The sequence below is a fragment of the Cohaesibacter marisflavi genome, from assembly GCF_900115225.1.
Lineage (GTDB): Bacteria > Pseudomonadota > Alphaproteobacteria > Rhizobiales > Cohaesibacteraceae > Cohaesibacter > Cohaesibacter marisflavi.
The window spans coordinates 146139-171798 of the sequence record NZ_FOVR01000003.1 but is presented as its reverse complement, the minus strand read 5'-3'; the positions used below and the strand labels follow the sequence as shown (position 1 = coordinate 171798).

The window sequence follows — 25660 nt, the reverse complement described above, 5'->3', positions numbered from 1 at the left end:
GCAACAGGCGGGGCACCTAAGGGAAAAGCACCATGAGGCAAGATTCACACTATACTTATGCGAGCGGCGAGGCTAGGGTGCCGGTCCGATCAACAATCCGGTTCGGTGGGGAACGCTTATGGCGCACCGTCAGGCTCTCATTTTAAGCCCCTGTTATGGGGCCGAAAATAGGCATGGCGGATCAATGCCCCCAGAGTGGCCTGCAAATCCCGATTTTTGGGGACCGGACCATTTTCATAATTCTGGTGATAGCATGCAAGACCAGCCACCGGTGCTGGATGGACAGAGCCCGGTCTCTGACCAAACCACCGTAAAACAGGGAACGCCTATTTCCTGGCGCGAGGAAATCGCGGCCACGCTGGCGCTCGCCTGGCCGCTTGTTCTGGCGCAGTTGGCGCAATTCTCCCTTCAGATCACCGATGTGATCATGATGGGGTGGCTGGGGCGTGAGGCACTGGCTGCTGGCTCGCTGGCTGCTGCGCTTCTGCATCCGGTTGTCGTCTTCGGTATCGGGGCCCTGTCTGCCGTGAGCCCCATGGTTGCGCAGGCAATTGGCGCGAAGGACTATACCTCTGTGCGCCGCTCTGCCCGTCAGGGCATATGGGTGGCGTTTGTCATCTCGATCCTGATTATGATTTTGCTCTATCAGAGCCAGCATATTTACGCTCTTGGTGGCCAGATGCCCGGCCTGTCCGCCGAGGCCGCCAGATATTTGAATTTTGCTGCCATCGGCGTGTTCCCCTCGCTGGGCTTTGTTGCCCTGCGGTCTGTGGTGACGGCCCATAGCGAAACCCGCATCATTCTGGTGACGACCATCGCGAGCTTCTTTGTCAATTTCGCAGGCAACTACCTGCTGATGTTCGGCAAGTTCGGCTTTCCTGCGCTCGGTCTGGCTGGCGCTGGTATCTCCACCTCTGTTGTGCAGACCTTTGTCTTCATCTTTCTGGCACTCTATGTGGTTTTCAAAAAGAGCTATCGCAAATACGACCTGCTCGCGCGCTTCTGGAAGCCGGACTGGCCACGCTTTTTCGAGCTGTTCCGCATTGGTATTCCCATCGGCCTGATGGTGATGGTGGAAGTGGGGCTGTTTGCTGCCGCTGTGTTCCTCATGGGCTGGATCGGCACCGATGCGCTGGCCGCACATACGGTTGCCGTGCAGCTGGCCTCTCTGGCCTTCATGGTGCCTCTTGGTCTTAGTCAGGCGACAACGGTACGCACCGGACTTGCTTATGGCGCGCGCTGCCTTGAAGGCATCCACCGGGCGGGCTGGGTGTCTGTGCTGATCTCGGCGCTGTTCAACTCGATCAGCTGCGCCAGCTTCTTGCTGTTCCCGCATTTTCTCGTCGGCCTCTATCTGGATCCGACTGTTGCTGCCAACAGCGTGCCCTTCGCGCTGGCTGTTAGCTATCTGGCCTATGCCGGTCTGTTCCAGTTGGTCGATGGTCTTCAGGCCACGATGGCAGGAGCCTTGCGCGGGTTGAGTGACACGAATGTGCCAATGCTGATTGCCATTGTGGGCTATTGGGTTTGCGGCTTGCCTATCTCCTATTTCTGCGGCTTCATTCTGGGCTGGGAAGGCGAGGGGATCTGGTTGGGGCTGGCGTCCGGCCTTGCCATTACGGCTGCATCGCTGACTTATCGCTTCGTTAATCGTGAGCGCTTAGGGCTGGTCAAATTTTCAAACAGAGTGGTTTTGGAGGTTCCAGAACTGAGCTAGAGCAGCGATTTGGCAAACAGGGGAGAAGCAAATGCAGGAACGGTATATCGGTATCCTTCTTTATGAAGGCGTTGAGGTGCTGGACTTTTCGGGGCCCTTCGAGGTTTTTACGACCGCGCGGCGGGTGGCCGAAAAGGATGGTGAGACCTTTGCCTATTCACCCCTGCTTATTGCTTCAAGCTTGCAGCCGGTGCATGCGCGGGCGAACTACAGGGTGTTGCCGGATCACGATTTTGCCTCTCATCCTGCTCTGGACATCCTACTTGTGCCCGGTGGGGTGCATGAGCCGCTGCTTGATGATGATCAACTGCTGGGCTGGGTCAAAACCGAGGCCCCAAAGGTTTCCCTGCTTGCATCGGTTTGCACCGGGGCCTTCATTCTGGCTGAAGCGGGCTGCTGCTCCGGCAAGACAATGACCACCCATTGGGAAGACATTCCCGATTTTCGCGAACGCTACCCTGCCATTGACTGCGCTCGGAATGTACGCTGGGTGGAAGATGGGGCATTGATCAGCTCGGCAGGCATTTCCGCCGGCATCGATATGGCCCTGCAAATGGTGGCGCGTCTTGGCTCTGAGGAACTGGCAAAGAGGACCTCGCGGCAAATGGATTTCGACTGGACGCGCACCGGTCTCTCTATTGCATAGCTTGCCATAATGGCAACGCCTTCAGGCTCGTGCTACCCGTATATGCGAGCGCATAAAAAGAGGCCTGAGTTTCTAAACGACTGGGTCGCAAGAAAACTCAGGCAAGCTTCAGGGAAAACGCTTTCTATCGTGGGCACACTATCCTCCTAGTGGGAGGATGATCAAAAACGCATGTCCGGAAGCCACCGCGCAAAGACGCGGCCAGAAAAAGCTGTAAGAAAGATTGGCTGGATTAATCAGGCCGTCGGCTTCTTGGGCGCCATGACAACGGCCTCCCCGGACATCACGGCAAGGCCATCCACTTCGGCAGCGCAATCAAGCGTAACGCGGCGGCCCTTGTCTTGCAGGTCCTTCACAGTGGCTGTGACCGTCACCGTGTCGCCCGGACGAACCGGTGCCTTGAACTGTAGCGTCTGGGAGACATAGATCGAACCAGGCCCGGGAAGGCGCATACCCAGAATGGCAGAGAGCAGACTGGCGGTGTAGATACCGTGCGCTATGTTGCTGCCAAATCGGCTAGCTGCGCCATGAGCCTTGTCTATATGAATAGGGTTGTGGTCACCGGTCAGATCGGCAAAAGCTGAAATATCACTTTCCGTTACCGTATGGATCAAGCTTTCCTGCTGCCCGATCTGCATATCCTCATAATAGATTGTCCGTGGTGCGACGCCTTCAAGCGGTGCGGTCATTCTTCGTCCTCCCCTGGCCATTTGAGCCATAATCCCCCGGTGGCTCATTTCCCTGTTCATTCCACACACCGTCTGCAGTCACTCTGTCAACACTGTGCCATGGACCTATTCTTGGCCCTTGGTAAAAATCCCTTTTGGAAGAGGTCTACATCCGGCCGCGAAATTTTGCAATGCAGCATAATTGAGCATGTGCAACAAACGCGCTGACGTCAACACGGCATAGGTCTATTGAGCCAAAGTGGGAGAAAAGAGGGAAAGAGAGACAGTTGGAAGCTGAAGCATTCTCATGCTTGTTACTTTTACCAAGAGCGATGAAGTGCACCTGCCCACCTGTATTGGGGAGCCGTGTCAAGACGCGCAGGCCCAAATCGGACCTCAGGGCTGTGATCAAACCGGTCTCTTTATGGTTAATCGATATAAAGGTTAGTAAAGGCTGAATAAAATACTGCAGCTAGGTAAATATTGAAGCAAATTTCGATGATTTCCTAACAAAACAGGCTGTTTGTTAGGAATTTGGACTTACCCCGCCTTTTGCCAGTTAACCGCTTTTTTAAACCCTTGAGATAGTCTGCTCACCATGTCAGGGAACTCAGAATTCCCGAGCACAAAAAACCAACAGTCTGAAAAGTCGAAAATTCCGCTGATAAAGGCGGTAATGCAGTGTGAGTTTGGAGTAAACAAATGGCCCTCGATCTTTCTATGCCGGTACTGGTAGTCGATGACTATAAAACCATGATCCGCATCATCAAGAACCTGCTCAAGCAGCTTGGTTTTGAAGATGTAGATGATGCTGCTGATGGAACCGAAGCTCTGGCGAAAATGCAGGATCGCCGTTATGGCCTTGTCATTTCCGACTGGAATATGGAGCCAATGACCGGTTACGAGCTTCTCAAGCAGGTTCGCGCAAGCGATTCCCTGTCCAAGACACCGTTCATCATGGTGACAGCCGAATCCAAGACCGAAAACGTGATTGCAGCCAAGAAGGCCGGTGTAAACAACTACATCGTGAAGCCATTCAACGCCGCAACGCTCAAAACCAAGATTGACGCTGTCTTCGATAGCTAGGTCGATCACTCGCATTGCTATCCTCCCGAAAGGGAAGAGGAATGCAGGATGATGATTGTTTGGTTGGGCCGCAGTGCCGGGCTTCATGCCCGGCAAGCTCCTCGGCTAGACATTGGGCTTTAAGCAATGAGTGCCAAAAGCCACCCGATTCCCCCTTGAAAATGATGACAGGGGACTTCGCCGCAGGGTTTCTCCCGCGGTCTACGGGAGCGCCTACCGCAAATCTCGCCTCTGACGGGAAATAAAACATATAGGCGCTTTGAGCGATGTGGTTGCAGAAACAATTTGAAATGATAAGGCGATCAAGTCGGTCAAATTTCTGAAATCAGACCCAAGGGGAAGATGAAATGGCAGCAGAAGCAGAACAGCTAAGTGCAGAAAAAGTCGCACAACTCGTTGCTTTTCTAGAAAAGAACAAGGGAGAAGCCGTCTCTCTTAATGACATCATGGCTCTGGCAGAGGTCATGGCGAACAGCCTTGATTCCTATTTGCAAGCCATGGACAAGACCCTGTATGAAGAATTCACGTCCATCGCGACTGAAATTTCATCCATGAAAGATGAAATTGCCGCCTTGCGACCTTCGCAAATGCGTCATGCCGCCATCCCAGATGCCGGGCGCGAACTGGACGCCGTCGTCGAAGCGACGGAAAATGCAACAAACATCATCATGTCCTCCGCTGAAGAAATCATGGGCGCTGATCCAAGCGACTCTGAGGCTTATCAGGCGTTGGTCAATGACAAGGTCATCGAGATTTTCGAGGCTTGTTCCTTCCAGGATATTACGGGCCAGCGTATCTCCAAGGTCGTGCATGCTCTCAATGTGATCGACAAACGGGTCACCACTTTCGTTGAGCGCATGAAAATGACGGATTTGGAGGATGCCAGCTATGACGAAGTTGAATCCGATGAAGATCGTCGCAAACGCGAATTAATCCTTCATGGTCCGCAGCATGCTGGCGAAGGGGTTGAACAGGACGAAGTGGATGCCATGTTGGCAGATCTGGACTTCAGCAATAAAAAACTGAAGGACGAAGAAGACAGCAGTCAGGACGATATTGACGCCCTGTTCGGCTAGGCAGCCTGCGCTTCGCAGGCTATGATTTCAGGTAAGACTTGCAAAGCCGGGCAACAAGCTCGGCTTTTTCTTTGTGCAAAAGCAGAGATACCATCACATATTTGGGTATGTCGGTCCGCCTCCGCCTTCTGGGGCGGTCATCAGATAGGCCATGCGGGGTTCCCGCATGAGAAGCCTATCGTCAGGAAAGCATGGACCATTACATGTTCGGATAAGTCGGCCCGCCGCCACCTTCCGGTGCGGTCCATGTAATGTTGCCGTTCGGGTCCTTGATGTCACCAGATAAGCCTCGCGAGGCTCGCCCGCGAGATAAGCTTATCGGCAAAAGGGATTGTGACATCCTTACATATTGGGGTATGTCGGCCCGCCGCCACCTTCCGGTGCGGTCCATGTAATGTTGCCGTTCGGGTCCTTGATGTCACCAGATAAGCCTCGCGAGGCTCGCCCGCGAGATAAGCTTATCGGCAAAAGGAATTGTGACATCCTTACATGTTCGGATAAGTTGGCCCTCCACCGCCTTCCGGTACGGTCCATGTAATGTTGCCGTTCGGGTCCTTGATGTCACAAGTCTTGCAATGGACGCAGTTGGCGGCGTTGATGACATAGCTCGGCTCATCGCCGCTTTCATCCCATTCATAAACCGCCGCCGGACAGAAGCGCTGGGAAAGACCGGCATAGACATCATGCTCGGAACTTTTCTGCAGGGCCTCGTCGGCAACCACCAGATGGCAAGGTTGATCTTCCTCGTGGTTGGCACCCGAGAGATAAACCGAACTCAGGCGATCAAAGGTGATAGCGCCATCCGGTTTGGGATAGTCGATTGGTTTGCACTGGGCTGAGGGCAGGGTGGCCTTCGCGTCCGTTTTGCCATGAGCCAGTGTGCCAAAGAATGAGAATCCGAACAGTGTGTTGGTCCACATGTCGAGACCACCAAGGCCGACGCCGAGAAACAGACCCAGTTTGGCCCAAAGTGGCTTGACGTTGCGTACCTTGAACAGATCCTTGCCAATCGGGCCCTTGCGCCAGCTTTCCTCGAAGGTGACAAGCTCGTCATTGGCGCGTCCTTCAATCAAGGCATTAACAACGGCGTTTGCTGCAAATATGCCCGAATCCATGGCATTATGAATGCCCTTGATGCGCGGAACATTGACAAAGCCTGCCGCACATCCGATCAGCGCTCCACCGGGGAAGGTGAGGCGCGGCACGGACTGATAGCCGCCTTCGGCGATACAGCGGGCGCCATAGGAAAGGCGCTTGCCCCCTTCAAACAGTGGCTGGACTGTCGGATGGGTCTTGAAGCGCTGGAATTCTTCAAACGGGGAAAGATACGGGTTCTTGTAGTTGAGATAGACCACAAGACCTACGGCAACCTGATTGTCTTCCATGTGATAGAGGAAGGAGCCGCCGCCTGTGGAGCTGTCCAGTGGCCAGCCGAAGGTGTGTTCGATCAGACCTTCCTGATGCTTGGCCGGATCGACTTCCCATATTTCCTTGATGCCAAGGCCGAACTTCGGCACATCGCAATCGTTGTCCAGGGCATATTTGGCAATCAACTGCTTGGCCAGCGACCCGCGCACGCCTTCGCTGATGAATGTATATTTGCCCAAAAGCTCCATGCCGCGCATGTAAGTGTCCTTGGGCTGGCCATCCTTGCCAAGGCCCATGTCACCGGTGGCGACCCCGCGCAACGCGCCCTTGTCGTCATAGAGCAATTCTGCGGCGGCAAAACCGGGATAGACTTCCACGCCCATCTCTTCGGCCTTTTCGGCCAGCCAGCGGCACAGATTGCCAAGAGAAATGATATAGTTGCCGTGGTTATGCATCAGCGGCGGCATGATGAAGCCGGGAAGCCCGATCGCGCCGGCAGGTCCGAGCAGGCGGAACTTGTCTTTCTTGACAGCCACTTTCACCGGGCAGCTTTCATCTTCTTTCCAGTCGGGGATAAGGCGACTGAGTGCCACCGGATCAATCACCGCGCCGGAAAGAATATGCGCGCCCACTTCCGAGCCCTTTTCCAGAACCACTACCGAAATGTCTTCATTCTTCTCGGCTGCCTGTTGCTTGATGCGAATGGCGGCAGACAGCCCGGCAGGCCCTGCACCAACGATCACCACGTCGAATTCCATGCTTTCGCGTTCAGGAAGTTCGCTCACTTCAGTTCCGTTCGACTCTGTCATGTGAAGGTCCTTTTCATTATACGGTCGAAAGGCTTTCTATCGACACTTATCGCAGTTGGCCCTATAAGGAGTATCATTAGCGGAAAAAGTAGCCCGAATCCAAGTGTTCAATATGCATAACGTGGTGACAACATCTCATGATCTGAAAGCCCTCCTCGACTGGTACGAGGCGATGGGCGTGGATTGTGCTGTTGATGCTGCGCCGCAAGATCGCTTTGCTGAAAGCCTGCGACAGGCCCAAGCGCGCCAGAAAGCGCGACCAGCGCAGGATTCTCAACAAAACCGGCCTTTTTCCCCTCAAAGTCCTACTAATAGATCTACGCCAGCGGGTGCGGGCAATCAATCCCATCCTTCGTCCAATGCTGCATCGCACAATGCTTCGGCCGCCGGAGCGCCGGGGGGATTGCCCACCAATGCACAGGGCGCCGTTGAAAACGCAAGAGCACTGGCGCTGCAGGCCAGCAGTCTGGATCAATTGCGCCAAACACTGGCATCCTTTGAAGGCTGCAGTCTGAAATTCTCCGCGAAAAATCTTGTATTCGGAGATGGCAACCCCAATGCAGACGTCATGTTCATCGGCGAAGCGCCGGGGCGGGACGAGGATTTGCAAGGTGTGCCTTTTGTCGGTCGGGCAGGGCAACTGCTAGACAAGATGATGGCGGCTATCAATATGGATCGCAGCAGCAGTTACATCACCAACATTCTGCCATGGCGTCCACCGGGCAACCGCAAGCCGAGCCTTGATGAACAAAACCTGATGCAGCCCTTCATTCATCGGCATATCGAACTGGTCAATCCCAAGATTTTGGTCTTTCTGGGGGGCACATCTGCCCAGCAATTGCTCGGCAGCAAGGATGGCATCATGCGCCTGCGTGGGCGCTGGCAGACTTATTCTATCGGCGGGCAAGACAAGCCAAAACGCGATATTCCCGCCATGCCCACTTTGCATCCGGCCTTCCTACTGCGCACCCCGGCGCAAAAGCGCGCAGCCTGGCAAGATCTGCTGGAAGTGGTCGCAAAATTGGAATCGCTTCGCTGAAGCATAATTGGTTCGATCTAGATCAGCTTTGTGCGCCTGTCGCTTTTTTAGCAATGGGCTCTGTGATAGCATTCCAGAATGTCTCTTGTTATTCGGCTACTGATTGTTTTTGTCGCTTTGGCCATTGTGCAAACGACGGCCCATGCCCAGAGCTGTACGCCGAAGAAAACCTGCACGCAGATGAAAAGCTGCAAAGAAGCGACCTATTTTCTAAAAGTGTGCGGTCACAAAGCGCGAGATAGGGACAGGGATGGGATTCCGTGCGAAAAACTGTGCGGCAAAACCATGAAGCAATATAAAGAGAGATTGGCTGCAGGGAAGTGATTGCGAAGCGCTGCTTTTTGGGCTTCGCACTCCTGTTTTACAATATCAGTGAGCTTGTTTGAAATAGAAAAAGGCCGTGTCGGAACGCTCCGGCACGGCCTTTTTGTTTGTCGTTATGAAATGGCATTACGCCGCAGCGACATCATCGAGGAATTGATTGACCAGCGTCTGCAATTCGTCGGTCTGTTGCAGCATCTCATGGGAAACAGTCAAAACACTCTGGGCCGAGTCCAAGTTGGCGCTTGCAGCTTCTGCCACGCTGCCGATATTTTCGGTAATGTTAGCTGCGCCAGCGGCAGCGCGCTGGACATTCTCACTGATATTCTCCGTTGCGCTGCCCTGTTCTTCGACGGCGGCTGCAATGGTGTTCGAGGTTGAGCCGACTTCGGTCATTGTCTGGGTGATGGCGCGGATGGCTTCAACCGCATCATTGGTTTCAGATTGAATGGCTGAAATCTGCCCTGAGATTTCTTCGGTCGCCTTGCTGGTCTGGTTTGCCAGCTCTTTGACTTCAGCAGCCACAACAGCGAAGCCGCGGCCCGCTTCGCCAGCGCGAGCAGCCTCGATTGTGGCGTTCAGGGCAAGTAGATTGGTCTGCTCGGCAATATTCTGAATCATCGTCACCACTTCGCCAACCTGCTGAGCCGCATTAGCCAGACTGGAGATCTTCTGATCGGCTGCCGTAGCAGTGCTGACGGCCTTCTGGATGACTGTTGAGGAGCTTTCGGTCTGACGGCCGATTTCGTTGATCGAAGCAGTAAGCTGTTCTGCAGCGGCAGCCACAGCCTGAAAATGCTCCTGAGCCTCATTGGAAGACCGTTCCACGGTGTCTGCCTGCGTTGAGGTCTGGGTGGAGTTGGCAGATAGGGTGCTGGCGATTTCTTCCATGCCCTTGGTCTTGTTGGCAACGGCCTGCATGGCATGCTGAGCCAGTTCTCGGAACTGTTCGATAAGCTCTTCCATGCGCTGCTGACGACGCAGTCGTTCTTCCTGTTCTTTCTCGGTGGTCGTTTTCAGACGTTCACGCTCGATTGCATTCTGGCGGAAGACTTCCACAGCTTTCGCAATATCACCAATTTCGTTGCGTAGACCGGCATAAGGAATTTCTGACTGTCTGTCCCCTTCTGCCAGATTGTTCATGGAACTGATAATATTGCGGATTGGTACGACGATGCTGCGACCAAGGAAGAAGGCCAACAGAATGGTCAGAACAGCAGATCCAAACAGGGTGGAGATGAAGATCAGCGTGACCTGCTTGTCGATCTGGCTCAGTTTGTGCTCTGCCTGTTCGCTGCTTTTGTTAGCCAGCTCGCGAATGGTCGCGAATTTGAACGACATGGTGTTATAGAGCGAGTTCATCTCTGCAGTCATTCTGAAGAGATCATTGTTGGCTGTCTGAATGTTACTGATCGTCTCGGTGTAGCTTGTCACATCCTTGGTAATGGACGCACGCACCTCTGAAGACAACATCGCGGTCGCCAGCGTGTTGTTCATTTCCTTCTGCTTGTCTTTCAGATCGGAAAGGATGTCGGCCGCACCTGTTTTCAGATAGTCCTTTTCCAGATGGCGCATCTCGAGCTGAAGCACCAGCAATTGCTGGCTTCGTGTGTTGCGGATGGTTTTGTCAACATCCGATGCAATCGCGTTCAGCTCACCACGCATTCCGCTATAATCGGAAAAGCCGATTTCCTTGGTCTTTTCTACGATCTTGTGAAAGCTCTTCTGATCGTCTGCCAGTGCCTCTCGCAATTCTGCGACGGATTCGTTGGTCGTGCCGTAGATGTCGACCTCGTTGATCTGGTCGAGCAGGTTGACGGCATCCTCGTAAGCCAGATCGAAGCGGACGGCAAATTTGCGGTCATTTACGGTCTGGAAGGAGCTGGCGTTGCTGCGCATGTTCAGAACCGACAGGTTGACCTGCTGCACAATATCCTTGATGGAATTGGCGACTTCCCCTTCCTTGATGGCTGCAGTACGCATATTCGAACCAACATAGTTGGTCGTACCGAGGATCACGACACCCAGCAAACAAACGACTGTCAGGGCAATGATGCGATGGGAAATTTTCAACGATTGAGAAAATTTGAGAAACCGAGCGGACTTCTTAAACATGGGAACACCGAACTATTGTGAAAATTCGAGAGACGTGGATCGGGTTGCATATTGTCAGAAGGATCTAAAAAAATAATTTACGACACAAATAGGAATATTATAATGTATTCCCGAATTGGGTCATTGTTGGAATATATTTCTTCGTTAGCATTGTGAAAACTACAAATAGTTGTGCTTTGATTTGTTATAGTTGTATTGCAACTTTATTCTATCGCCACAAAAAAATGCAAATTTTATAAAAATTCCGAATTGCCCATGTGCAGCCACCAGTGCGATTTCTTGTCACAGGTCAACTAAAAAAGCGGGCCTCAAAAGACCCGCTTTTCCGAATATGCAATGCAATGTGCCCGCGACTTGGTGTGGGGCCAATTCTAAGCGCGTAATCAGCTCCAGCCGCCACCATAAGTCTTGTAGAAGATATGCAAGCCGATTTTCTTGCGCTTCTTCATGGTGCGCGCCCATTTGGGATGCACATAGGTGGCGTGATAGTGCGTGGAAGAACCAACGGATTTGAGCCAGACCTCTTCATTCACGACTTCATCAGCCAGCTTCTGAGCAAGTTCCCATGCCTTCTTGGAGCGGACACGATCTGGAATGCCATCACAGGCAAAGGAAAACTGGCAGGCATTGCGCTTATGCTGGTTCTGGTAGACCACACCACAGATAGAGTTTGGATAGGCCGGGTTCTTGACCCTGTTCAAGACCACTTGGCCCACAGCGATCTGACCATCTTCCGGCTCGGAGCGACTTTCGAAATAGATTGCATTGGCAAGGCAGGTCTTCTGCTTTTTCGTATAGGACGATTTTGGCAGTTTGTTCGTCACCCAGGCGTGCTCGCCCCGTGCGTCAATCTTGGCTTTCTTGCTGGAGAAGTTGAACCAGCTCGCCCAACGAGATTTCTTCTTGGTCTTTTCTTCCTTGTCATCATCAGCAAGCCTGGCGAGCTTCAACTCGGCGTGGCGCTCGCGGCTGAGAGCCAGAGTTGGAGGAATGTCTTCCTCATCCTTTGAGTCGGCCACCTGCTGTTCTCGCTTTTCGGCTTCTGCAACAATGGGCGAAATATCAAGCGGCTTGCTGACCTTGGCATTCTGGCTGCTGTCATCCGATGAACCGGAGAAGGGAACGCGCACGCGGGGCAGGGCATTGATCGGGGCAATGGAAGCAAGCACAGGTGCCTGAGTGGTTTCTTCTTCAGCTGCTTCGTTCTCGTCCACGGAGTTGAGATCGTCGATGGCATCAAGCACGGTGACTTGATTGTCCTCGCTGATAGCCCCCTTGCGCTGTTCTGTCAGAATGGCTTCAAACGGCGCTTCGGTGCTGTCCCCGGTCGGTGCATAGGCCATGGCAGTCGAGCCTGTAACCATTGGATCGGTGTCCTGCATGGCCGGATCTGCAACGCCATTCTGAGCGACCATGATAGCCGGACCTGTAGTGATGGTCTCCGTCTTCAGGAATTGGTGGGCATCCGCCATCACCAGACGCAAATCGTCAGCTGGCGCAAAAACCAGTTTGGGCAGGGCGTCGTTGCTTTCCTCGGCCATCGGGCTGGCCATATGCCAAACCGAGCCGGACCAGTTCATGGCGATGTCGCGCCGACCATGGGAAACCTTGAAAGGTTCGAATGACCAACGGCGGCGGCGATCCCCCTTGCCGTCATTGTTGACGTTGAAGGTTTCCTCCAAATCGGAATATTTGGCTATTTGATAGGTTTCACGCGTTTTGAGCAGCTTGTCCTTGCCGGAAGGCTCGGACATCTGGATGTAGGTGCCCTTATTAAACTGCCTCGCAGCACTCAACGCCTTAGGAACCGGGGGAATGGTGGGCTGTGTGCTTGCCTTCAGGCGCGCCACAGCCTGCTCCGGAGTGGTTGTCTGGGTGAATATCTCTCCGGTCCAGCCCTGCTCGCGCAGGTCAGCCAGTGAAACGGCTGCAGATCTGTCCTCGTCGAGAGATTGAGTGAAAGAAAGGACCAGACCGGTGCTTATCATCAGACAGGTGGTCAGACCAAGGCTCTTCTGGCCCAGTAGGGATTTCGACATTCTGTCACCAATTACACAACGCAACTATTACACTCTATCGCGTATCCCGGTGATACTCGCAAACGGGACCGCGCACGCAGAACAACCGGCGAACTGACCGGTTCAAGAGAGAATAATGCACCATTAACCTTGAGAGAGCGTTAACGACACGCTCGACGGTAAATAGCCGGTAAAGCGTTATTGAGGCGAAGCTTGGGCAGGAAAATTTTTCTCTAAGCAAATTTGACAATATGACCAATTTGACTACGGGAATGTGTGGAGGACTGGGGCAAATTGCAACGGTTTGCTCCGTAAAAAGCCCAGGACCGTTCTGGTCGCCTATGCACATTTCTGGTTGTGGAGACTGCGTGCTATCAAACGGGTAGCGGACAGAATACCCCTCGGCTGAGCATAAAAAAATGCCCGGAGCCCAATGAAGGGTCCGGGCAAGTAATACCTGTATATCTGCCCTTCCGTTTGGTTCAAACCAGCAAAGAACCGAAAACGTAGGAGGCGAATGTCAGAACAGTCCCCGCAGAATGTCCGCACTACACCTAGAGCCAAATAAGGTGACGCTCTCCTGAGCACACATACAAGCAATCTAAATCTAACTGGAAATGAATATTAAATCACCCCAAAAGTGATGTTTTTCGCTTTTTAATTTATCCAATTTACCAAATGTCCAATAGGAAAAAGTTATGAATAGAAAAATTTTTCATTTGATTTGTATCTTACATCATCAGACGCAAGTGTTCGTAGCGAATAGTTTATTAACAATTGGTCAGTTTTGTTTCATATCAATAATTCTCGATATAGTCCATGTATGGAAGCGTTTCAGGTGAATTGTTGTTAGTGCGTTTTATTTAGTCCTGATTGTATCTGTCAGGCGGCGCTCCAATTCTTTGGTGATGATGTGATCCGCCATGAAAGGACCTCCAGCCTGCCTGATTTCGGAAGCTGGGTTGATCTGGGCCAAGCCTATCTCTCCAAATTTTCTTCTAATGCGATCCAGTAGCCAAACTGTCGCCTGATCTTGGCGAAATGACATGAAATGATCGCTTTCCAGCAAACTGCCACGATGAGCGTCGATTGCCTCTATAAGTTGTTGTAACCCTGTATCGTCCATGGCCGACACCAGCAAGACCGGTACGGACCAGTTCTTGTCCTTGCGCATGGTGAGAGAAAGGGCTCCGTCCACATCGGCCTTGGCTCGTCTTGCTAGAACTCCGACATCTGCTTTGGTAACGACTATGATGTCCGGAAGTTCCATGACCCCCGCTTTCATGAATTGCAGGCTATCGCCCGAACCGGGCTGGATGCAGAGCACCACGCTATCGGTGGCAAAGGCGATGTCTGATTCTGATTGCCCAATCCCCACTGTTTCCACAAGCACCCGATCAAACAGCGCTCGCATCAGCACGATGGCAGCTACCGTCTCATGAGAAAGGCCGCCCAGCCGGTCGCGCGCAGCCATTGAGCGGACGAATACATCCTTGTCGGTCGGGTCTGTATCCAGACGAGTCCGGTCTCCCAGCAGTGCCCCACGGGAGAAGCGGGAAGAGGGGTCTACAGCAACAACGCCCACGCGCTCGCCTTTTGCTCGCCAATGTCGGATGAGGCTGTTGGTCAATGTGGATTTGCCCACACCCGGCGGGCCGGTGAGCCCTACGACATGGGCCTGTGCATTGCGGGTTGCCTCATCGAGCAGCTGTGCGATGGCTTCATTGCCTTCTTCGGCTTCCAATGCGCTAAGCGCCCGCGCCAATGCACGCTTGCCCCCCTTGCGGATGTCCGAAAGGGAAAGGGAAGATGTCTGGTTCGTCGAGCTGAACAGGTTGCGCATGGGGCTCCATTGATGATTTAGCGTTCCATATCGCTTAGCATACGCACGCAATGCCGCCAGACAGACGTTAGACTTAGGCGGGAAGGCTAGGAGAGGCGCAGAGGAGCAGAAAAGAGACGGCCAGAAAAGGGAAACTAACAAAGAGAAGCCAGCAAAGCGAGGCGCTAACAGCGGCTTCAGAAAGAGAGTGCTTCTTAGAAGAGAAACCGCGCGGCTTGCCAGATGAGGCGCGCGCCCCAAAGGGAAAGAATGCTCCCTGAAATGAAATCGACTGCCTGCATAAAGCGGTCCGGCACCCTTTCGCGCACCAGCGCCGTCAATCCGACAAGGATGCACCACCAGAGCGCCGAACCGCAGAAAACTCCGAAGACCAGCCAGAAAGCCGCATCGGGGCCACTCTCGGCTCCCCTGGAAAGACCCGAGATCATGCCGATGAAAGCGATGATGGTCGCCGGGTTGGATAGCGTGAGCAGAAAGGTCGTTGCATAAGCCTTGAGTGGTGCGTGCACGGAAGGGGCCGCAGCCGGCTCATGAGGCTGGGCCTCAAAACCGCGCCGAAAGGTTGTCACCCCCAGATAAAGGATCAGCAGTCCACCGGCCAGCCGCATCCAGTCACCGTGACTGACCAGCAGGCCCGACACGGCAAGCCCGGTGGCCGCGAGAATACCATATAAACCGTCAGCAGTTGCCGCGCCCATGCCGGTGGCAAGTCCCATCAAACGTCCCTCGCGCAAGGTGCGACGGATGCATAACAGTCCGATCGGGCCAACGGGTGCCGCTATGGCAAGGCCAATCACAATCCCCTGAAGATAAACGCTGCTCATCATGATCATCCGGCTATAAAAAGGCCTCTTTCTGCTTTGCGTCTTGCCACAGAAAGAGGAGTAAATGGGCAAGCTACACCGGATATTTTAGGGATGGAATTCAGCTTTAAGCAATAAATTATTGTCAGTTATGGTGTGAGCAGTAGCTGTGACGGAAATAGAAAATTTTTCCGCAAAAATTGCGGAAATGCCTGTGGATCACTGTCATCTGGCCGAATAATTTACGGCGCGCAGACAAGGCCAAAAGCGCTGTGCGTGTCAGAATGGGGGAAGAGATCTCCCCCCCCCCACTGATCTCAGATCCGTTGATGGCGCCGCAGGGTGGCCTGCGCGGCAGAGAGGCGGGCAATGGGCACGCGATAGGGTGAGCAGGAAACATAGTCGAGCCCGACCCGTTCACAGAACTCGATGGAAACCGGGTCGCCGCCATGCTCGCCGCAGATGCCCAACGTGATATCTGGGCGGGCAAAGCGCCCGCGCTCGGAGGCGATTTCGATCAATTCGCCCACGCCCTCGATATCAATCGAGATGAAGGGATCCTGTTCCAGTACACCAGCCTTGATATAGTCGGCAATGAAGCGGGCCGCGTCATCACGGCTGATACCGTAAGTGGTCTGCGTCAGATCGTTGGTGCCGAAGGAGAAGAATTCGGCCGATTCAGCGATCTTGCGGGCCTGAAGGGCCGCCCGTGGCAACTCGATCATGGTGCCGACGCGATAATCGATCTCGTGGCCCATTTCCTTCATCACCGCTTTGGCGGTCGAATCAATACGGGCCTTGACGAATTCCAGTTCCTCGCGGATGGAGACCAGCGGCACCATGATTTCCGGCTGAACCGGTGCGCCCGTCTTTTCTCCCGCCGAGACGGCTGCCTCGAAAATGGCCCTGGCCTGCATTTCCACCACTTCCGGCTTGGAAATGGCGAGGCGGCACCCGCGATGGCCGAGCATCGGGTTGAACTCATGCATGGCATGGATGCGGCTTGTCAGGCTGTCTTCGTCAATCTTGAGCGCATGCGCCATGGCCGCAATGTCGTGGCGATTGTTCGGCAGGAATTCGTGCAGCGGCGGATCAAGCAGGCGGATGGTGACCGGTAGCCCGGCCATGGTTTCAAACAGGGCTTCGAAGTCGGCCCGCTGCAATGGCAATAGCTTGTCCATCGAGCGGCGGCGATCTTCTTCGCTGGTGGCAATGATCATGGCGCGGATATCGAAGATGCGATCATCCTGAAAGAACATATGCTCGGTGCGGCAAAGGCCGATGCCCTCGGCGCCGAACTCCCGGGCAGCCTTGGCGTCTTGCGGCGTGTCCGCATTGCAACGCACCTTGAGGCGGCGGATCTTGTCGACCCATCCCATCAGCGTGGCGAATTCTTCGCTTAGCTCCGGATTCTGCATCTGCACATCGCCATTGAGCACATCGCCCGAGCTGCCATCAATGGTGATGAGATCGCCCTTGCGGAGCACGACGGAGCCCACGGTGACGCTTTCTTGCTTATAATCGATATGCATTGCGCCAGCGCCGGTGACGCAGGGAATGCCCATACCGCGCGCAACAACGGCAGCGTGGCTCGTCATGCCGCCACGTGCGGTCACGATACCGCGGGCCACATGCATGCCGTGCACGTCTTCCGGACTGGTCTCCACGCGCATCAGAATGACCTGTCGTCCATGGCTGACAAATTCTTCCGCGTCCTGCGTGCGAAACACCAAATGACCGGAGGCCGCCCCCGGAGAGGCAGCCATGCCCTTGGCAAAGACCACACGCTTTTCGCTGTCGGAAATAGTCGGATGCAGCAACTGGTCCAGCGAGCGCGGATCGACGCGGGCAACCGCCTCGGATTCCGTGATGAGCCCTTCCTTGGCCAGATCGACTGCAACCCGAAGGGCCGCCTTGGGGGTGCGGGTTGCCGCGCGGGCCTGCAGCATCCACAATTTGCCCTTCTCGATGGTGAAGCCGAGCTTCATCATGTCCATATAGTGTGTTTCCAGCCGATCGCAGAGGGTAAGAAATTTGCTGAAGATATCTGGCATCAGCTCTTCCATGCTCTTGACGTCAGACCCTTCCGAGCGGATGAGGGGCAGGGGCTTGGCGGAGCTTGATTCCATATCCTCGCCATGGGCCCGGGGCAAGAAGCTGCCTTCGAGGGTCTTCTCGCCGGTATCCTGACTGCGCGTGAAGGCAACCCCGACCGCGGAATTATCATCAAGATTGCCGAACACCATGGCCTGAACGTTGGCCGATGTGCCCCAGTCTTCCGGGATATCATGAAGATGACGATAGGTGATGGCGCGGGCATTCATCCATGATGAAAAGACGGAACTGATCGCCCCCCAGAGCTGCTTCTGGATATCCTGCGGGAAGGGCTCATCCAGCTCATCCTGCACCATGGCCTTGAACTGCTCGATGATAGCCTTCCAGTCTTCTGCGCTGAGGTCCGCATCAAAAAGGATATCGCGCTCGTCCTTGTAATCCTCAATGATTTCTTCAAAGGCAATCTGGTCTATGCCCAGCACGACATCGCTGTATTTCTGGATGAAGCGGCGGTAATTGTCATAGGCAAAGCGTTCGTCACCGGTCTCGCGGGCGAGTGCCTCCACCGTTTGGTCATTAAGGCCGAGATTGAGGATAGCCTCCATCATGCCGGGAATGGAAATGCGAGCCCCGGAGCGGATGGAAAGCAAAAGCGGCTTTTCCGGATCGCCAAGGCGACGGCCCGTCAGCGCGCAAATGCGCTCGATGGCAACATCCACTTCGCTCTTCAGGTTCGCGGGGTAGACATGCCCCATGGCAAAATAGCTGTTGCAGAGTTCGGTCGTGATGGTGAAGCCGGGGGGCACCGGCAGGCCCATATTGGTCATTTCAGCCAGGTTCGCGCCTTTGCTGCCCAGCAGGTTGCGCATCCGCGCATTCCCGTCTGCTTCACTGCCGCCAAAATTGTAAACCCAATGAGATGCCAGAACCATTTTCTTCCATTCCTTCTGCGTTATGAGTCCTTAGTACCTTTCCCAACGCTCAGATCAAGGTGAAACTGGGGTCCACCTCTATTTTTCTGCATGTCGGTGCATTCAAAGGGCCAAAATTGCGGTGCGTTGCCGTAACTTTCCTGCTTGCTGTCATGGCAATGTCATTAGCCGTCGATAGTTTTCGACCTATATTCGGTCTTCTCTTCCAAGGGCCTTGATATTGTATCGTATCATTTTTCAATTTTTGGGCTTCAGGCAGGTTTGCAATGTATACGGCATCCGACATTTGGAATGCGCAATCGCGCGCGCAAATCATTCTGTCCGCACTGGCGCAGGAAACGCGGCTGGAAGTTTTCCGTCTTCTGTCCCAGGCAGGGCATGACGGCATGGGCGCTGGCTCAATCGCCAAGGCGCTGGGCGTTCCGCACAACACGCTTTCCACCCATCTCTCGATTCTGCAACGGGCCGGCCTCATCCGCTCCGAACGTCAGGGCCGGAACATCATCTATTTTGGCTTGCAGGATTGCCTCACCGACCTCATGGCCTTTCTGCAGGATGAATGCCCGCAAGCCATGCCCGCTGGGGAAGACGAGATGGCGGTAAAAGAAGCGTGATCTAATCCACCAGATCCCGCCCAATCGCTAAAAAAGTGTGGTGTTTGCCTGCCTATCTTCCTAATGTGGCAAGGGACGATCCCGCCCCAATATTACCCTCAGGGCCACCCTCAGTATCGCCCCCTGCGAAGGACCCCAAATGCAGAATGTGCTATTTCTATGTACCGGCAATTCATCCCGCTCTCTTATGGCCGAGGCCATTCTGGGGCGCATGGGGAAGGGGCGTTTCAAGACTTTCTCCGCAGGCAGTCAGCCTGCCGGCCAGCCCAACCCGTGGGCCATTCAGTTGCTTGAGCAGTTTGGCTATCAGATCTGTCGGCTGCGCTCGAAAAACTGGAGCGAATATAGCCGTCCGGGATGTCCGCAGATGGATCATATCATCACGGTCTGTGACAGGGCGGCGGGTGAAACCTGCCCCGTCTGGCCCGGCAACCCCGCCACTGCGCATTGGGGCATTGCCGACCCTGCTGCTGAAGTGGGGGACGACAAGGATATGCAACTGGCTTTCCTGACGGCCTATGCGCACCTGTCCGATCGTATCGGCCGCTTTGTCGCTCTGCCCATCGAAAGTATGGATGCGGAAACCTTGCGGCAGGCAATGCAAGAGATCGGCAATCTTTCGGGAGCAACCGGAGACCACATTTAATGGCTTATACTCTGAGGGCTCAGCTGTTGGCTGAATTCTTGGGCACAGGAATACTTCTTTGTACCATCATCGGCTCCGGCATCATGACCGGCAGCCTTTCTCCAGACAATGCAGGCGTCGCGCTTTTTGGCAACACAGTGCCACCGGCTGCGATCCTGTTTGTCCTCATCACCATCTTTGCCCCGATTTCGGGTGCGCATTTCAACCCGGCGGTGACGCTGACTTTCGTCGTGCGTAGGGAGTTCCCGGCGCGCAAGGCGCTGATGTTCGTCGCCATGCAGCTTCTGGGTGCCGTCGCAGGAACCATGTTGGCCAACTTCATGTTCAGCGAACCGCTTATTTCCATGGCAACCTATCAACGCTTCGGCCCTCAGCAATGGGTGGGTGAGCTGGTTGCCACCGGAGGGCTGTTGCTCACTATCCTTGTCTGCATGCAAACCAAACCTCAATCGATCCCGCCTGCCGTTACGCTTTATGTGACGGCCGCGATCTGGTTTACCTCATCCACCTGTTTTGCAAACCCGGCAGTGTCTATCGGACGGGCCTTCTCGGATACATATGCAGGTCTCAGACTACAAGATGGCCTTGTCTTTGCCATGTGTCAGTTGCTCGCGGTTTTTCTCGTTCTGCCGTTGGTCAAACTGGTGCTTGAACAAAAATAGGACAGCCCGCCTGCGCGGTGGCTCCGTCTAGGGCCCCTTGCGACAGGCTCTTGCATGCGTTGCCCAAAGACTTGTTACAAGTGACTGCTATTCTGTCTTGACCAAAACAGCGGTGATCGGCTTACTTGAAAGCAGGGAGCAGACACCAGGGATAAAGGACCAAACCCGTGGCTGACACACAGACCAGACTGGCCAAGGCGCGCCTCAATCACAGTCAGCGCGCGCCGATGATTGCCGAAATGCATGCGCGCCCTTTCCTCAAACTGGGAGCACCCAGCCGGCTGGCCTTCATTGCGCTCAAGCCGGAAGAGGATGGCACTCACACTCCGGCTCTGGCCCGCAAGCAGTTGATAGCCTTTCTCGATCAATTCGGTGTGGAGCATCCGCGCGATGATGCCGTCTATCACATTGCCCAAATCGGCGAGGAAGAGGAGGGGATGATTCTGAAGTGGGAAAACCACTCCGAATTCGCCACCTATACACTCTATAGCTACGCACCCCGACCTGATCATCTTGGGCCGGACAGCTTTGCCACGGATCTGCATGATCATTTCACCATCGAATGGCTGGAGGCCTTCCCTGGCCGGATTGTCTCTTCGGTTTCGGCCCGCATTGAAAAGGTGCAGAATCAGATCGCGCTTGAAGAACAGATCTCCGGTGTGGCTCATAGCTGGTTCGGCTCGGCTTCAAGCTTTGCCGCTGCTTATGTCAGCGATGGCGATGCGGCCATTGCGGCTGATTTCGATCTGGACCACAGAGGGCAAATCAGGTTGGTGGTTTTGGCTTGCAGCGAAGTCAGTTCCAGCCGTCTGGGGCGCATCATCCAGCGCTTTCTGGAGGTGGAAACCTACCGTGCCATGTCCATGTTGACGCTGCCAGCCGCGCGCCATGTGCTTGGCAACATCAAGGATCTGAATATAAAGCTCAGCCAGACCGTCGCCCGGATCGGTGACGAGAAGGAAAGTGACAAGGTGGTGCTCGACGAATTGCTGGGCATCTCTGCGGACCTTTCGCTCCTGTCCACCAGCAGCTCCTCACGCTTCAATGCCGGTCGCGCCTATGAAGACCTGGTCATGCAGCGCATCGAGCTTTTGCGCGAAAAGCGCATTCTGGATCGGCAGCTCTTTTCCGAATTCATGAAGCGGCGCTACATGCCCAGCATGCGTACCTGTCGTTCGGCACAATATCAGCTCGACGACATGACCTTTCGCGCCGCCCACGCCTCTGAATTGCTGGGCACGCGCGTACAGGTGACTACCACCGATCAGAACCGGCAACTGCTGGCCCAGATGGATCGGCGGGCCGCGCTTCAGATCCGCTTGCAGGAAACGGTGGAAGGCCTGTCTGTGGTGGCCATTTCCTATTATGCCGTCAGCTTGCTCACCTACTTGCTCACGCCCCTTGCCAAGGCCATCCATCTGGAAAAAACCACGATGGCTGCTGCCCTCGTTGTCCCTGTCGTGGCTCTCATCTGGCTTTCGATGAACCGGCTCAAAAAGCGGCTTATTCGCAAAACAGGCAAGGGCGATTAAGTCCGGCTCTTGGCTTCTGTCCGCTCAGAAATGTCTATTGCACGCCGCCATGGCTGACCCACCAGTTGGGGTGGGAAAAGGCGAGGCGGCGGGCTGCATATTCGGCATGTTTGACACTTGCGAACAGTCCAAAGCAGGTCGCCCCCGAGCCAGACATGCGCGCAAACAGGCAGTCGCCATCATCTTCCAGTGCTTGCAAAACAGTCTCGATGACCGGGGCCTGTTCAATGGCCGCCATCTCCAGATCGTTGCGCTGATCGTCCAGCCAGTCTGCCAGAGCAACCGCCGAGAGAAAGGCAGAGGGCACAGGCCCCATAGGCTTGTTGTCTTTACGCTTGAGGCTTTTGAAAATGCTTGGCGTGGAAATCGGTACGCGCGGATTGATCAGCACCATGCCCAGATTCTTGGGCAATCGGGGCCCCGGGCTCAGCTCGTCGCCGACACCACCTGCAATGAGGCAGGACCCTTCAAGACACATGGGCACATCCGCGCCTAGCTTAAGGGCAATCATGCGCAGCTTGTCATCATTGATCGTCCGCTGCCACAGACGCAAGAGACCCAGCAGCGTCGCCGCCGCATCTGAAGAGCCGCCGCCGATACCCGCAGAAATGGGCAGGGATTTATCCAGCGTCATATCTGCTTCTGGCTTGCATTTGAGTTCTGCTGCCAGTAGACGCGCAGCCCGGACCATCAGATTGTCCGGCTCCTGCCGCAGGCCTTCGGCAAAGGACCCCTTGACCGACAGATGCAAATGCCGCGAAGGCTTGAACTGGATGCGATCTTCCGCTCCGCCAAAAACCACCAGAGATTCCAGCAAGTGATAACCATCGTCCCTCTGACCCGTGATATGCAACGCGAGATTGATCTTCGCTGGTGCGGTCAAGGTGAGGATGGATTGGTCTGTTGCCGTTTTGGTCATTACAAGCAGTCTGTCTCAAGTGGTTTGAAGGTGCGCGATCTCTGGGTTCCATTGCTGTTACTGGGGAAAGATCTCTGCTTTGCCTGAAGGCGCTTTTTGCCGGCGCTGTTAAGCTGTGTGAGCCTGTCCGGTATCGCTGCGTTTTCCAAGCATCTGGCTTGATCTGCTCACCCGGCGCAACCATAAGATGATTCTCACCCCGCTGTCGCCAACCTGATAGGCAAATAACTTGAAACCTCGCAGAAGAAGGTGAGCAAGCCTTTGCGCCAGATGAATTTTCCCTTCAAATCACAAGCATATGGACATCAATTGAGCTTGTCCAGATCGTTTGCGGAAGCCTGGCTAAATACGTATTAGACACTAGCATAATTGCTGTGAGCGATCAGAGGCTGTCGCTTGTTTTTGGCCCTTACTGTCGGAGATGGTTTCAGAGACATGAACAGGGCAAAGAAAAACGCTGCGCGGAAAATCCGGCGCAGCGTTCAGCTATTTTAACTTGCAAGCGGGTCAGTCAGCAAGGCCGTTGGCAATCTTGTCATCGACCGATTTAAGCAGGTCTTCATCAGGCTGCATGGTCTTGACGCGCTGCCACTGGAAGGTGGCCTCGTTCTTGCGACCAGCCCGCCAATAGGCGTCGCCCAGATGGTCCGTGATGGTGGGATCTTCAGGGCGCAGTTCTACCGCCCTTTCAAGGAAGTTGACCGCCTCTTCATATTGTTCGAGGCGGTAATGGGCCCAGCCGAGAGAATCCACGAAGAAGCCATCAAACGGGCGCAACGCCACGGCCTGACGGATCATTTCGATGGCTTTGTCCAGATTGATGCCGCGATCCACCCAGCTATAGCCCAGATAGTTCAGCACCGTTGGCTGATTGGGGAACAGCTTGAGCGCCGACAGCATGTCTTGTTCGGTTTTGTCCCAGTCTTTGAGCTGATCATAGGCAGAGCCGCGCAGGAAGTAGAGCGACCAGTGGATGTCCCGCTTGACCTTGATGCTATCCAGCCCGTGGGTCAGAATATCAATCGACTCCTGAAAGCGCCTTTCGGACTGATAGATCCGCGAAAGCACCGAAACGGTTTCAAGATCGGAAAAATCTCCTTCCAGCAGAGTTTTGAGCCGATCAATAGCCTCGTCGGGGCGATCCAGTCGCGCCAGAACAAAGGCACCACGACGCTGGGCCTTGCGATAGACCGGGCTACCGGTTTTGATTGTGTCATAGCGGGCAAGGGCCAGTTCATTCTTTTCAACGCGCTCTAGCAGCCGCGCCAAGGAAAAACTGGTCATGTCATTATTCGGGCGCAGATAGTCGGCAAATTGCAAATAGAGCGCCCCACCTTCAATGGCTCCTTCTTCGGTCAGCGCATTGCCAAGGGTCGAGAAATATTCTGCCGCACCGTCTTGTGGCGTGCGAATGGTGCTGGCGATCGGCTTCATTGCAGAGAAGGTGGTCATCAGCCATTGTTTCTCTTCAACGTCAGCGGCGCTGGCAGCAAATTCCTCAATAACCTGACTGGCCCGTTTTTCATTGCCGGCCTTGAGAAGATTGTTGACGAGGGCCGTGGCCGTTGCCAGAGAATTGGGGTCGGCATCAAGACTCTGCTGAAGCAGGGATGTCGCCTTGGTGTAATCCTTGGCATAAGATGCCACAAGCCCGGCATGAAGCGAGAAGAAGAACTGGTTGACCTCGCTCTCTTCATCAGCCTTGAGCATTTCCAGAGCTTTGGGAAGATTGCCCCGATCCTGCCCGATGCTCGCCCATGCTTCCAGAACGGTCTGGGAGATGAGGGCAAAGGGGCCATATTGCGCGGAGGCACTCAGCAGGCGCGGATCATTGAGGTTCCGCCGTAGTGGCGAACGCGCGATCAACTGGACTGGATTGTCCTGCATGATCTTCACGCCATTCTGGAACTGGATTGACGCACTGGAATAATTCCGGCCCTTGAGGGCCTTCACGCCAAGAGCCAGATGGATCATCGGGGCGATGCGTGCGTTCAGCTCGCTGGTCTCGGCAGAGACTTCTTCCTCTTGCGCATCCGTGGCATCCTTCGCTTTCTTGGCAGCAGGATGATTGCTCATGGCAGCCATCTTGTCTGCAAGGGAGAAGGCTTCATCATGGCGACCGGTTGCCAGCATCAGGGCAAAGTTGCGTTCCAGTAGCAGTAAATTCTCGGGATCTTTCTCAAGGGCCTGTGCATAGAAATGCGCGGCCAGCTCCAGATCCTGCTCATCCTGTGCCAGACGCGCCGAAAGATAAGTGCCCGTCAGGGTGGTCTGCACATCAGACAAGGCCTCGGGAATGGATTCCGGCGTGCTCTCAGGCGCTTCGGTGGTCGCTCCGGCCAGAGAGGCCGGTCCTATCAACAAGGCAAATCCTACGACGCCGGTCAGGAAGTGTTTTCGAAACATCTTGAGGGAAAATCGAAAGTGCATTTAGTCAGCCTTGTTGTTGCGCAATCCGTAGCGATTGTAACCATAGCGCCATGACGACGGCGAGCAATGCGCTTTCTTGCTGCTTGCAAGCAAAGAAGCGCCCGGAGCAATCAAACAAGCAATTGTTTGCGCGGTTCGCTCAGTCATGGCTGTGACCCGTTATTCATGCGGCTCATAGCGAATTAGGAATGTAGCATGGCTTTTTTGAGGCCCTGTCGCAAGCCCCACTCTTTAGCCCTGTACATAATAAAGAATGTTAAAAATCAATAACCAAAATGCCCCACCCGGGTGGCAGAAATTTGACCTTTTGAAAAAAGTAGACTCATTTTTGCTAGTGGATTGGTCTTCAAGGGGCAACCTC

General features: G+C 54.5%; 20 protein-coding genes and 1 pseudogene. 10 read left to right on the top strand and 11 right to left on the bottom strand.

The genetic code is table 11. The features are described 5' to 3' along the window. Window positions 1-253: 253 nt before the first annotated feature. Both BM258_RS07505 and BM258_RS07500 read left to right on the top strand, forming a co-directional pair. Window positions 254-1717: an MATE family efflux transporter gene (locus tag BM258_RS07505; protein WP_090070739.1), complete on the top strand. Its 1464-nt coding sequence runs from the start codon at window positions 254-256 to the stop codon at window positions 1715-1717. Window positions 1718-1748: 31 nt separating this feature from the next. After that, the gene (locus BM258_RS07500) at window positions 1749-2363 is read left to right on the top strand and encodes a DJ-1/PfpI family protein (protein ID WP_090070737.1); all 615 of its coding nucleotides are present in this window, start codon (window positions 1749-1751) and stop codon (window positions 2361-2363) included. Between the two features lie 236 nt (window positions 2364-2599). Here the strand turns inward: BM258_RS07500 and BM258_RS07495 are convergent, their stop codons facing one another. Beyond that, on the bottom strand, window positions 2600-3052 hold the full coding sequence (locus BM258_RS07495; RefSeq protein ID WP_090070735.1) for a MaoC family dehydratase: 453 nt from the start codon (window positions 3050-3052) through the stop codon (window positions 2600-2602). Window positions 3053-3733: 681 nt separating this feature from the next. Between BM258_RS07495 and BM258_RS07490 the strand changes: the two genes are divergently transcribed. Together BM258_RS07490 and BM258_RS07485 are read left to right on the top strand one after the other, a co-directional pair. Then, on the top strand, window positions 3734-4117 hold the full coding sequence (locus tag BM258_RS07490) for a response regulator (protein WP_090070733.1): 384 nt from the start codon (window positions 3734-3736) through the stop codon (window positions 4115-4117). A gap of 347 nt (window positions 4118-4464) precedes the next feature. Further along, window positions 4465-5193, top strand: coding sequence for a protein phosphatase CheZ (locus BM258_RS07485; protein WP_090070731.1), 729 nt, complete (start codon window positions 4465-4467; stop codon window positions 5191-5193). Between the two features lie 199 nt (window positions 5194-5392). On the opposite strand, the gene BM258_RS24255 is transcribed toward BM258_RS07485, so the two are convergent. The 3 genes from BM258_RS24255 to BM258_RS07470 are packed head-to-tail and all read right to left on the bottom strand — an operon-like array spanning window position 5393 to window position 7370. After that, the gene (locus BM258_RS24255) at window positions 5393-5533 is read right to left on the bottom strand and encodes a 4Fe-4S dicluster domain-containing protein (RefSeq protein WP_244544628.1); all 141 of its coding nucleotides are present in this window, start codon (window positions 5531-5533) and stop codon (window positions 5393-5395) included. Window positions 5534-5535: 2 nt separating this feature from the next. After that, window positions 5536-5676 (bottom strand): 4Fe-4S dicluster domain-containing protein, encoded by a 141-nt coding sequence (locus BM258_RS25070; protein WP_210186689.1) that lies wholly within the window; start codon window positions 5674-5676, stop codon window positions 5536-5538. A 2-nt stretch (window positions 5677-5678) separates the two neighbouring features. Next, on the bottom strand, window positions 5679-7370 hold the full coding sequence (locus BM258_RS07470; protein ID WP_244544627.1) for an electron transfer flavoprotein-ubiquinone oxidoreductase: 1692 nt from the start codon (window positions 7368-7370) through the stop codon (window positions 5679-5681). Window positions 7371-7482: 112 nt separating this feature from the next. On the opposite strand from BM258_RS07470, the gene BM258_RS07465 reads away from it, so the two are divergent. Together BM258_RS07465 and BM258_RS25065 are read left to right on the top strand one after the other, a co-directional pair. Next, on the top strand, window positions 7483-8409 hold the full coding sequence (locus BM258_RS07465; RefSeq protein WP_090070725.1) for a uracil-DNA glycosylase: 927 nt from the start codon (window positions 7483-7485) through the stop codon (window positions 8407-8409). Window positions 8410-8487: 78 nt separating this feature from the next. Next, window positions 8488-8733: an excalibur calcium-binding domain-containing protein gene (locus tag BM258_RS25065; RefSeq protein WP_090070723.1), complete on the top strand. Its 246-nt coding sequence runs from the start codon at window positions 8488-8490 to the stop codon at window positions 8731-8733. 126 nt (window positions 8734-8859) lie between these two features. Here BM258_RS25065 and BM258_RS07455 read toward each other — a convergent pair whose 3' ends face one another. From BM258_RS07455 to ppdK, 5 genes and pseudogenes are all read right to left on the bottom strand, one after another. After that, window positions 8860-10845 (bottom strand): methyl-accepting chemotaxis protein, encoded by a 1986-nt coding sequence (locus tag BM258_RS07455; protein ID WP_090070721.1) that lies wholly within the window; start codon window positions 10843-10845, stop codon window positions 8860-8862. 383 nt (window positions 10846-11228) lie between these two features. After that, window positions 11229-11690, bottom strand: a pseudogene (locus BM258_RS24730) (cell wall hydrolase); the annotation flags it as partial. Window positions 11691-13722: 2032 nt separating this feature from the next. Next, window positions 13723-14706: a methylmalonyl Co-A mutase-associated GTPase MeaB gene (gene meaB / locus BM258_RS07445; protein ID WP_090070719.1), complete on the bottom strand. Its 984-nt coding sequence runs from the start codon at window positions 14704-14706 to the stop codon at window positions 13723-13725. A gap of 194 nt (window positions 14707-14900) precedes the next feature. Then, on the bottom strand, window positions 14901-15533 hold the full coding sequence (locus BM258_RS07440) for a LysE/ArgO family amino acid transporter (protein WP_210186688.1): 633 nt from the start codon (window positions 15531-15533) through the stop codon (window positions 14901-14903). A 293-nt stretch (window positions 15534-15826) separates the two neighbouring features. Beyond that, window positions 15827-18496, bottom strand: a complete 2670-nt coding sequence (gene ppdK / locus BM258_RS07435; RefSeq protein ID WP_090070717.1) for a pyruvate, phosphate dikinase — start codon at window positions 18494-18496, stop codon at window positions 15827-15829. Window positions 18497-18762: 266 nt separating this feature from the next. On the opposite strand from ppdK, the gene BM258_RS07430 reads away from it, so the two are divergent. The 4 genes from BM258_RS07430 (at window position 18763) to BM258_RS07415 (ending at window position 21950) form a co-directional block, all read left to right on the top strand. Beyond that, window positions 18763-19110: an ArsR/SmtB family transcription factor gene (locus tag BM258_RS07430; RefSeq protein WP_090070715.1), complete on the top strand. Its 348-nt coding sequence runs from the start codon at window positions 18763-18765 to the stop codon at window positions 19108-19110. Window positions 19111-19249: 139 nt separating this feature from the next. Then, window positions 19250-19756, top strand: a complete 507-nt coding sequence (locus BM258_RS07425) for an arsenate reductase ArsC (protein ID WP_090070713.1) — start codon at window positions 19250-19252, stop codon at window positions 19754-19756. Continuing rightward, window positions 19756-20418, top strand: a complete 663-nt coding sequence (locus BM258_RS07420) for an aquaporin (RefSeq protein WP_090070711.1) — start codon at window positions 19756-19758, stop codon at window positions 20416-20418. The genes BM258_RS07425 and BM258_RS07420 overlap by 1 nt, the downstream gene beginning before the upstream one ends. Before the next feature lie 167 nt (window positions 20419-20585). Beyond that, complete coding sequence (locus BM258_RS07415; RefSeq protein ID WP_090070709.1) at window positions 20586-21950, top strand: DUF3422 domain-containing protein; 1365 nt, start codon at window positions 20586-20588, stop codon at window positions 21948-21950. 34 nt (window positions 21951-21984) lie between these two features. Here BM258_RS07415 and BM258_RS07410 read toward each other — a convergent pair whose 3' ends face one another. Then, window positions 21985-22869, bottom strand: coding sequence for a 4-(cytidine 5'-diphospho)-2-C-methyl-D-erythritol kinase (locus BM258_RS07410; protein WP_090070707.1), 885 nt, complete (start codon window positions 22867-22869; stop codon window positions 21985-21987). Window positions 22870-23376: 507 nt separating this feature from the next. After that, window positions 23377-25299, bottom strand: coding sequence for a tetratricopeptide repeat protein (locus BM258_RS07405; RefSeq protein WP_090070705.1), 1923 nt, complete (start codon window positions 25297-25299; stop codon window positions 23377-23379). Window positions 25300-25660 lie beyond the last annotated feature (361 nt).

Coding starts and splice junctions, on each gene's coding strand:
- BM258_RS07505 (WP_090070739.1), top strand. CDS start 254: ATGCAAGACCAGCCACCGGTGCTGGATGGACAGAGCCCGGTCTCTGAC.
- BM258_RS07500 (WP_090070737.1), top strand. CDS start 1,749: ATGCAGGAACGGTATATCGGTATCCTTCTTTATGAAGGCGTTGAGGTG.
- BM258_RS07495 (WP_090070735.1), bottom strand. CDS start 3,052: ATGACCGCACCGCTTGAAGGCGTCGCACCACGGACAATCTATTATGAG.
- BM258_RS07490 (WP_090070733.1), top strand. CDS start 3,734: ATGGCCCTCGATCTTTCTATGCCGGTACTGGTAGTCGATGACTATAAA.
- BM258_RS07485 (WP_090070731.1), top strand. CDS start 4,465: ATGGCAGCAGAAGCAGAACAGCTAAGTGCAGAAAAAGTCGCACAACTC.
- BM258_RS24255 (WP_244544628.1), bottom strand. CDS start 5,533: ATGTCACAATCCCTTTTGCCGATAAGCTTATCTCGCGGGCGAGCCTCG.
- BM258_RS25070 (WP_210186689.1), bottom strand. CDS start 5,676: ATGTCACAATTCCTTTTGCCGATAAGCTTATCTCGCGGGCGAGCCTCG.
- BM258_RS07470 (WP_244544627.1), bottom strand. CDS start 7,370: ATGACAGAGTCGAACGGAACTGAAGTGAGCGAACTTCCTGAACGCGAA.
- BM258_RS07465 (WP_090070725.1), top strand. CDS start 7,483: ATGCATAACGTGGTGACAACATCTCATGATCTGAAAGCCCTCCTCGAC.
- BM258_RS25065 (WP_090070723.1), top strand. CDS start 8,488: ATGTCTCTTGTTATTCGGCTACTGATTGTTTTTGTCGCTTTGGCCATT.
- BM258_RS07455 (WP_090070721.1), bottom strand. CDS start 10,845: ATGTTTAAGAAGTCCGCTCGGTTTCTCAAATTTTCTCAATCGTTGAAA.
- meaB (WP_090070719.1), bottom strand. CDS start 14,706: ATGCGCAACCTGTTCAGCTCGACGAACCAGACATCTTCCCTTTCCCTT.
- BM258_RS07440 (WP_210186688.1), bottom strand. CDS start 15,533: ATGATGAGCAGCGTTTATCTTCAGGGGATTGTGATTGGCCTTGCCATA.
- ppdK (WP_090070717.1), bottom strand. CDS start 18,496: ATGGTTCTGGCATCTCATTGGGTTTACAATTTTGGCGGCAGTGAAGCA.
- BM258_RS07430 (WP_090070715.1), top strand. CDS start 18,763: ATGTATACGGCATCCGACATTTGGAATGCGCAATCGCGCGCGCAAATC.
- BM258_RS07425 (WP_090070713.1), top strand. CDS start 19,250: ATGCAGAATGTGCTATTTCTATGTACCGGCAATTCATCCCGCTCTCTT.
- BM258_RS07420 (WP_090070711.1), top strand. CDS start 19,756: ATGGCTTATACTCTGAGGGCTCAGCTGTTGGCTGAATTCTTGGGCACA.
- BM258_RS07410 (WP_090070707.1), bottom strand. CDS start 22,869: ATGACCAAAACGGCAACAGACCAATCCATCCTCACCTTGACCGCACCA.
- BM258_RS07405 (WP_090070705.1), bottom strand. CDS start 25,299: ATGCACTTTCGATTTTCCCTCAAGATGTTTCGAAAACACTTCCTGACC.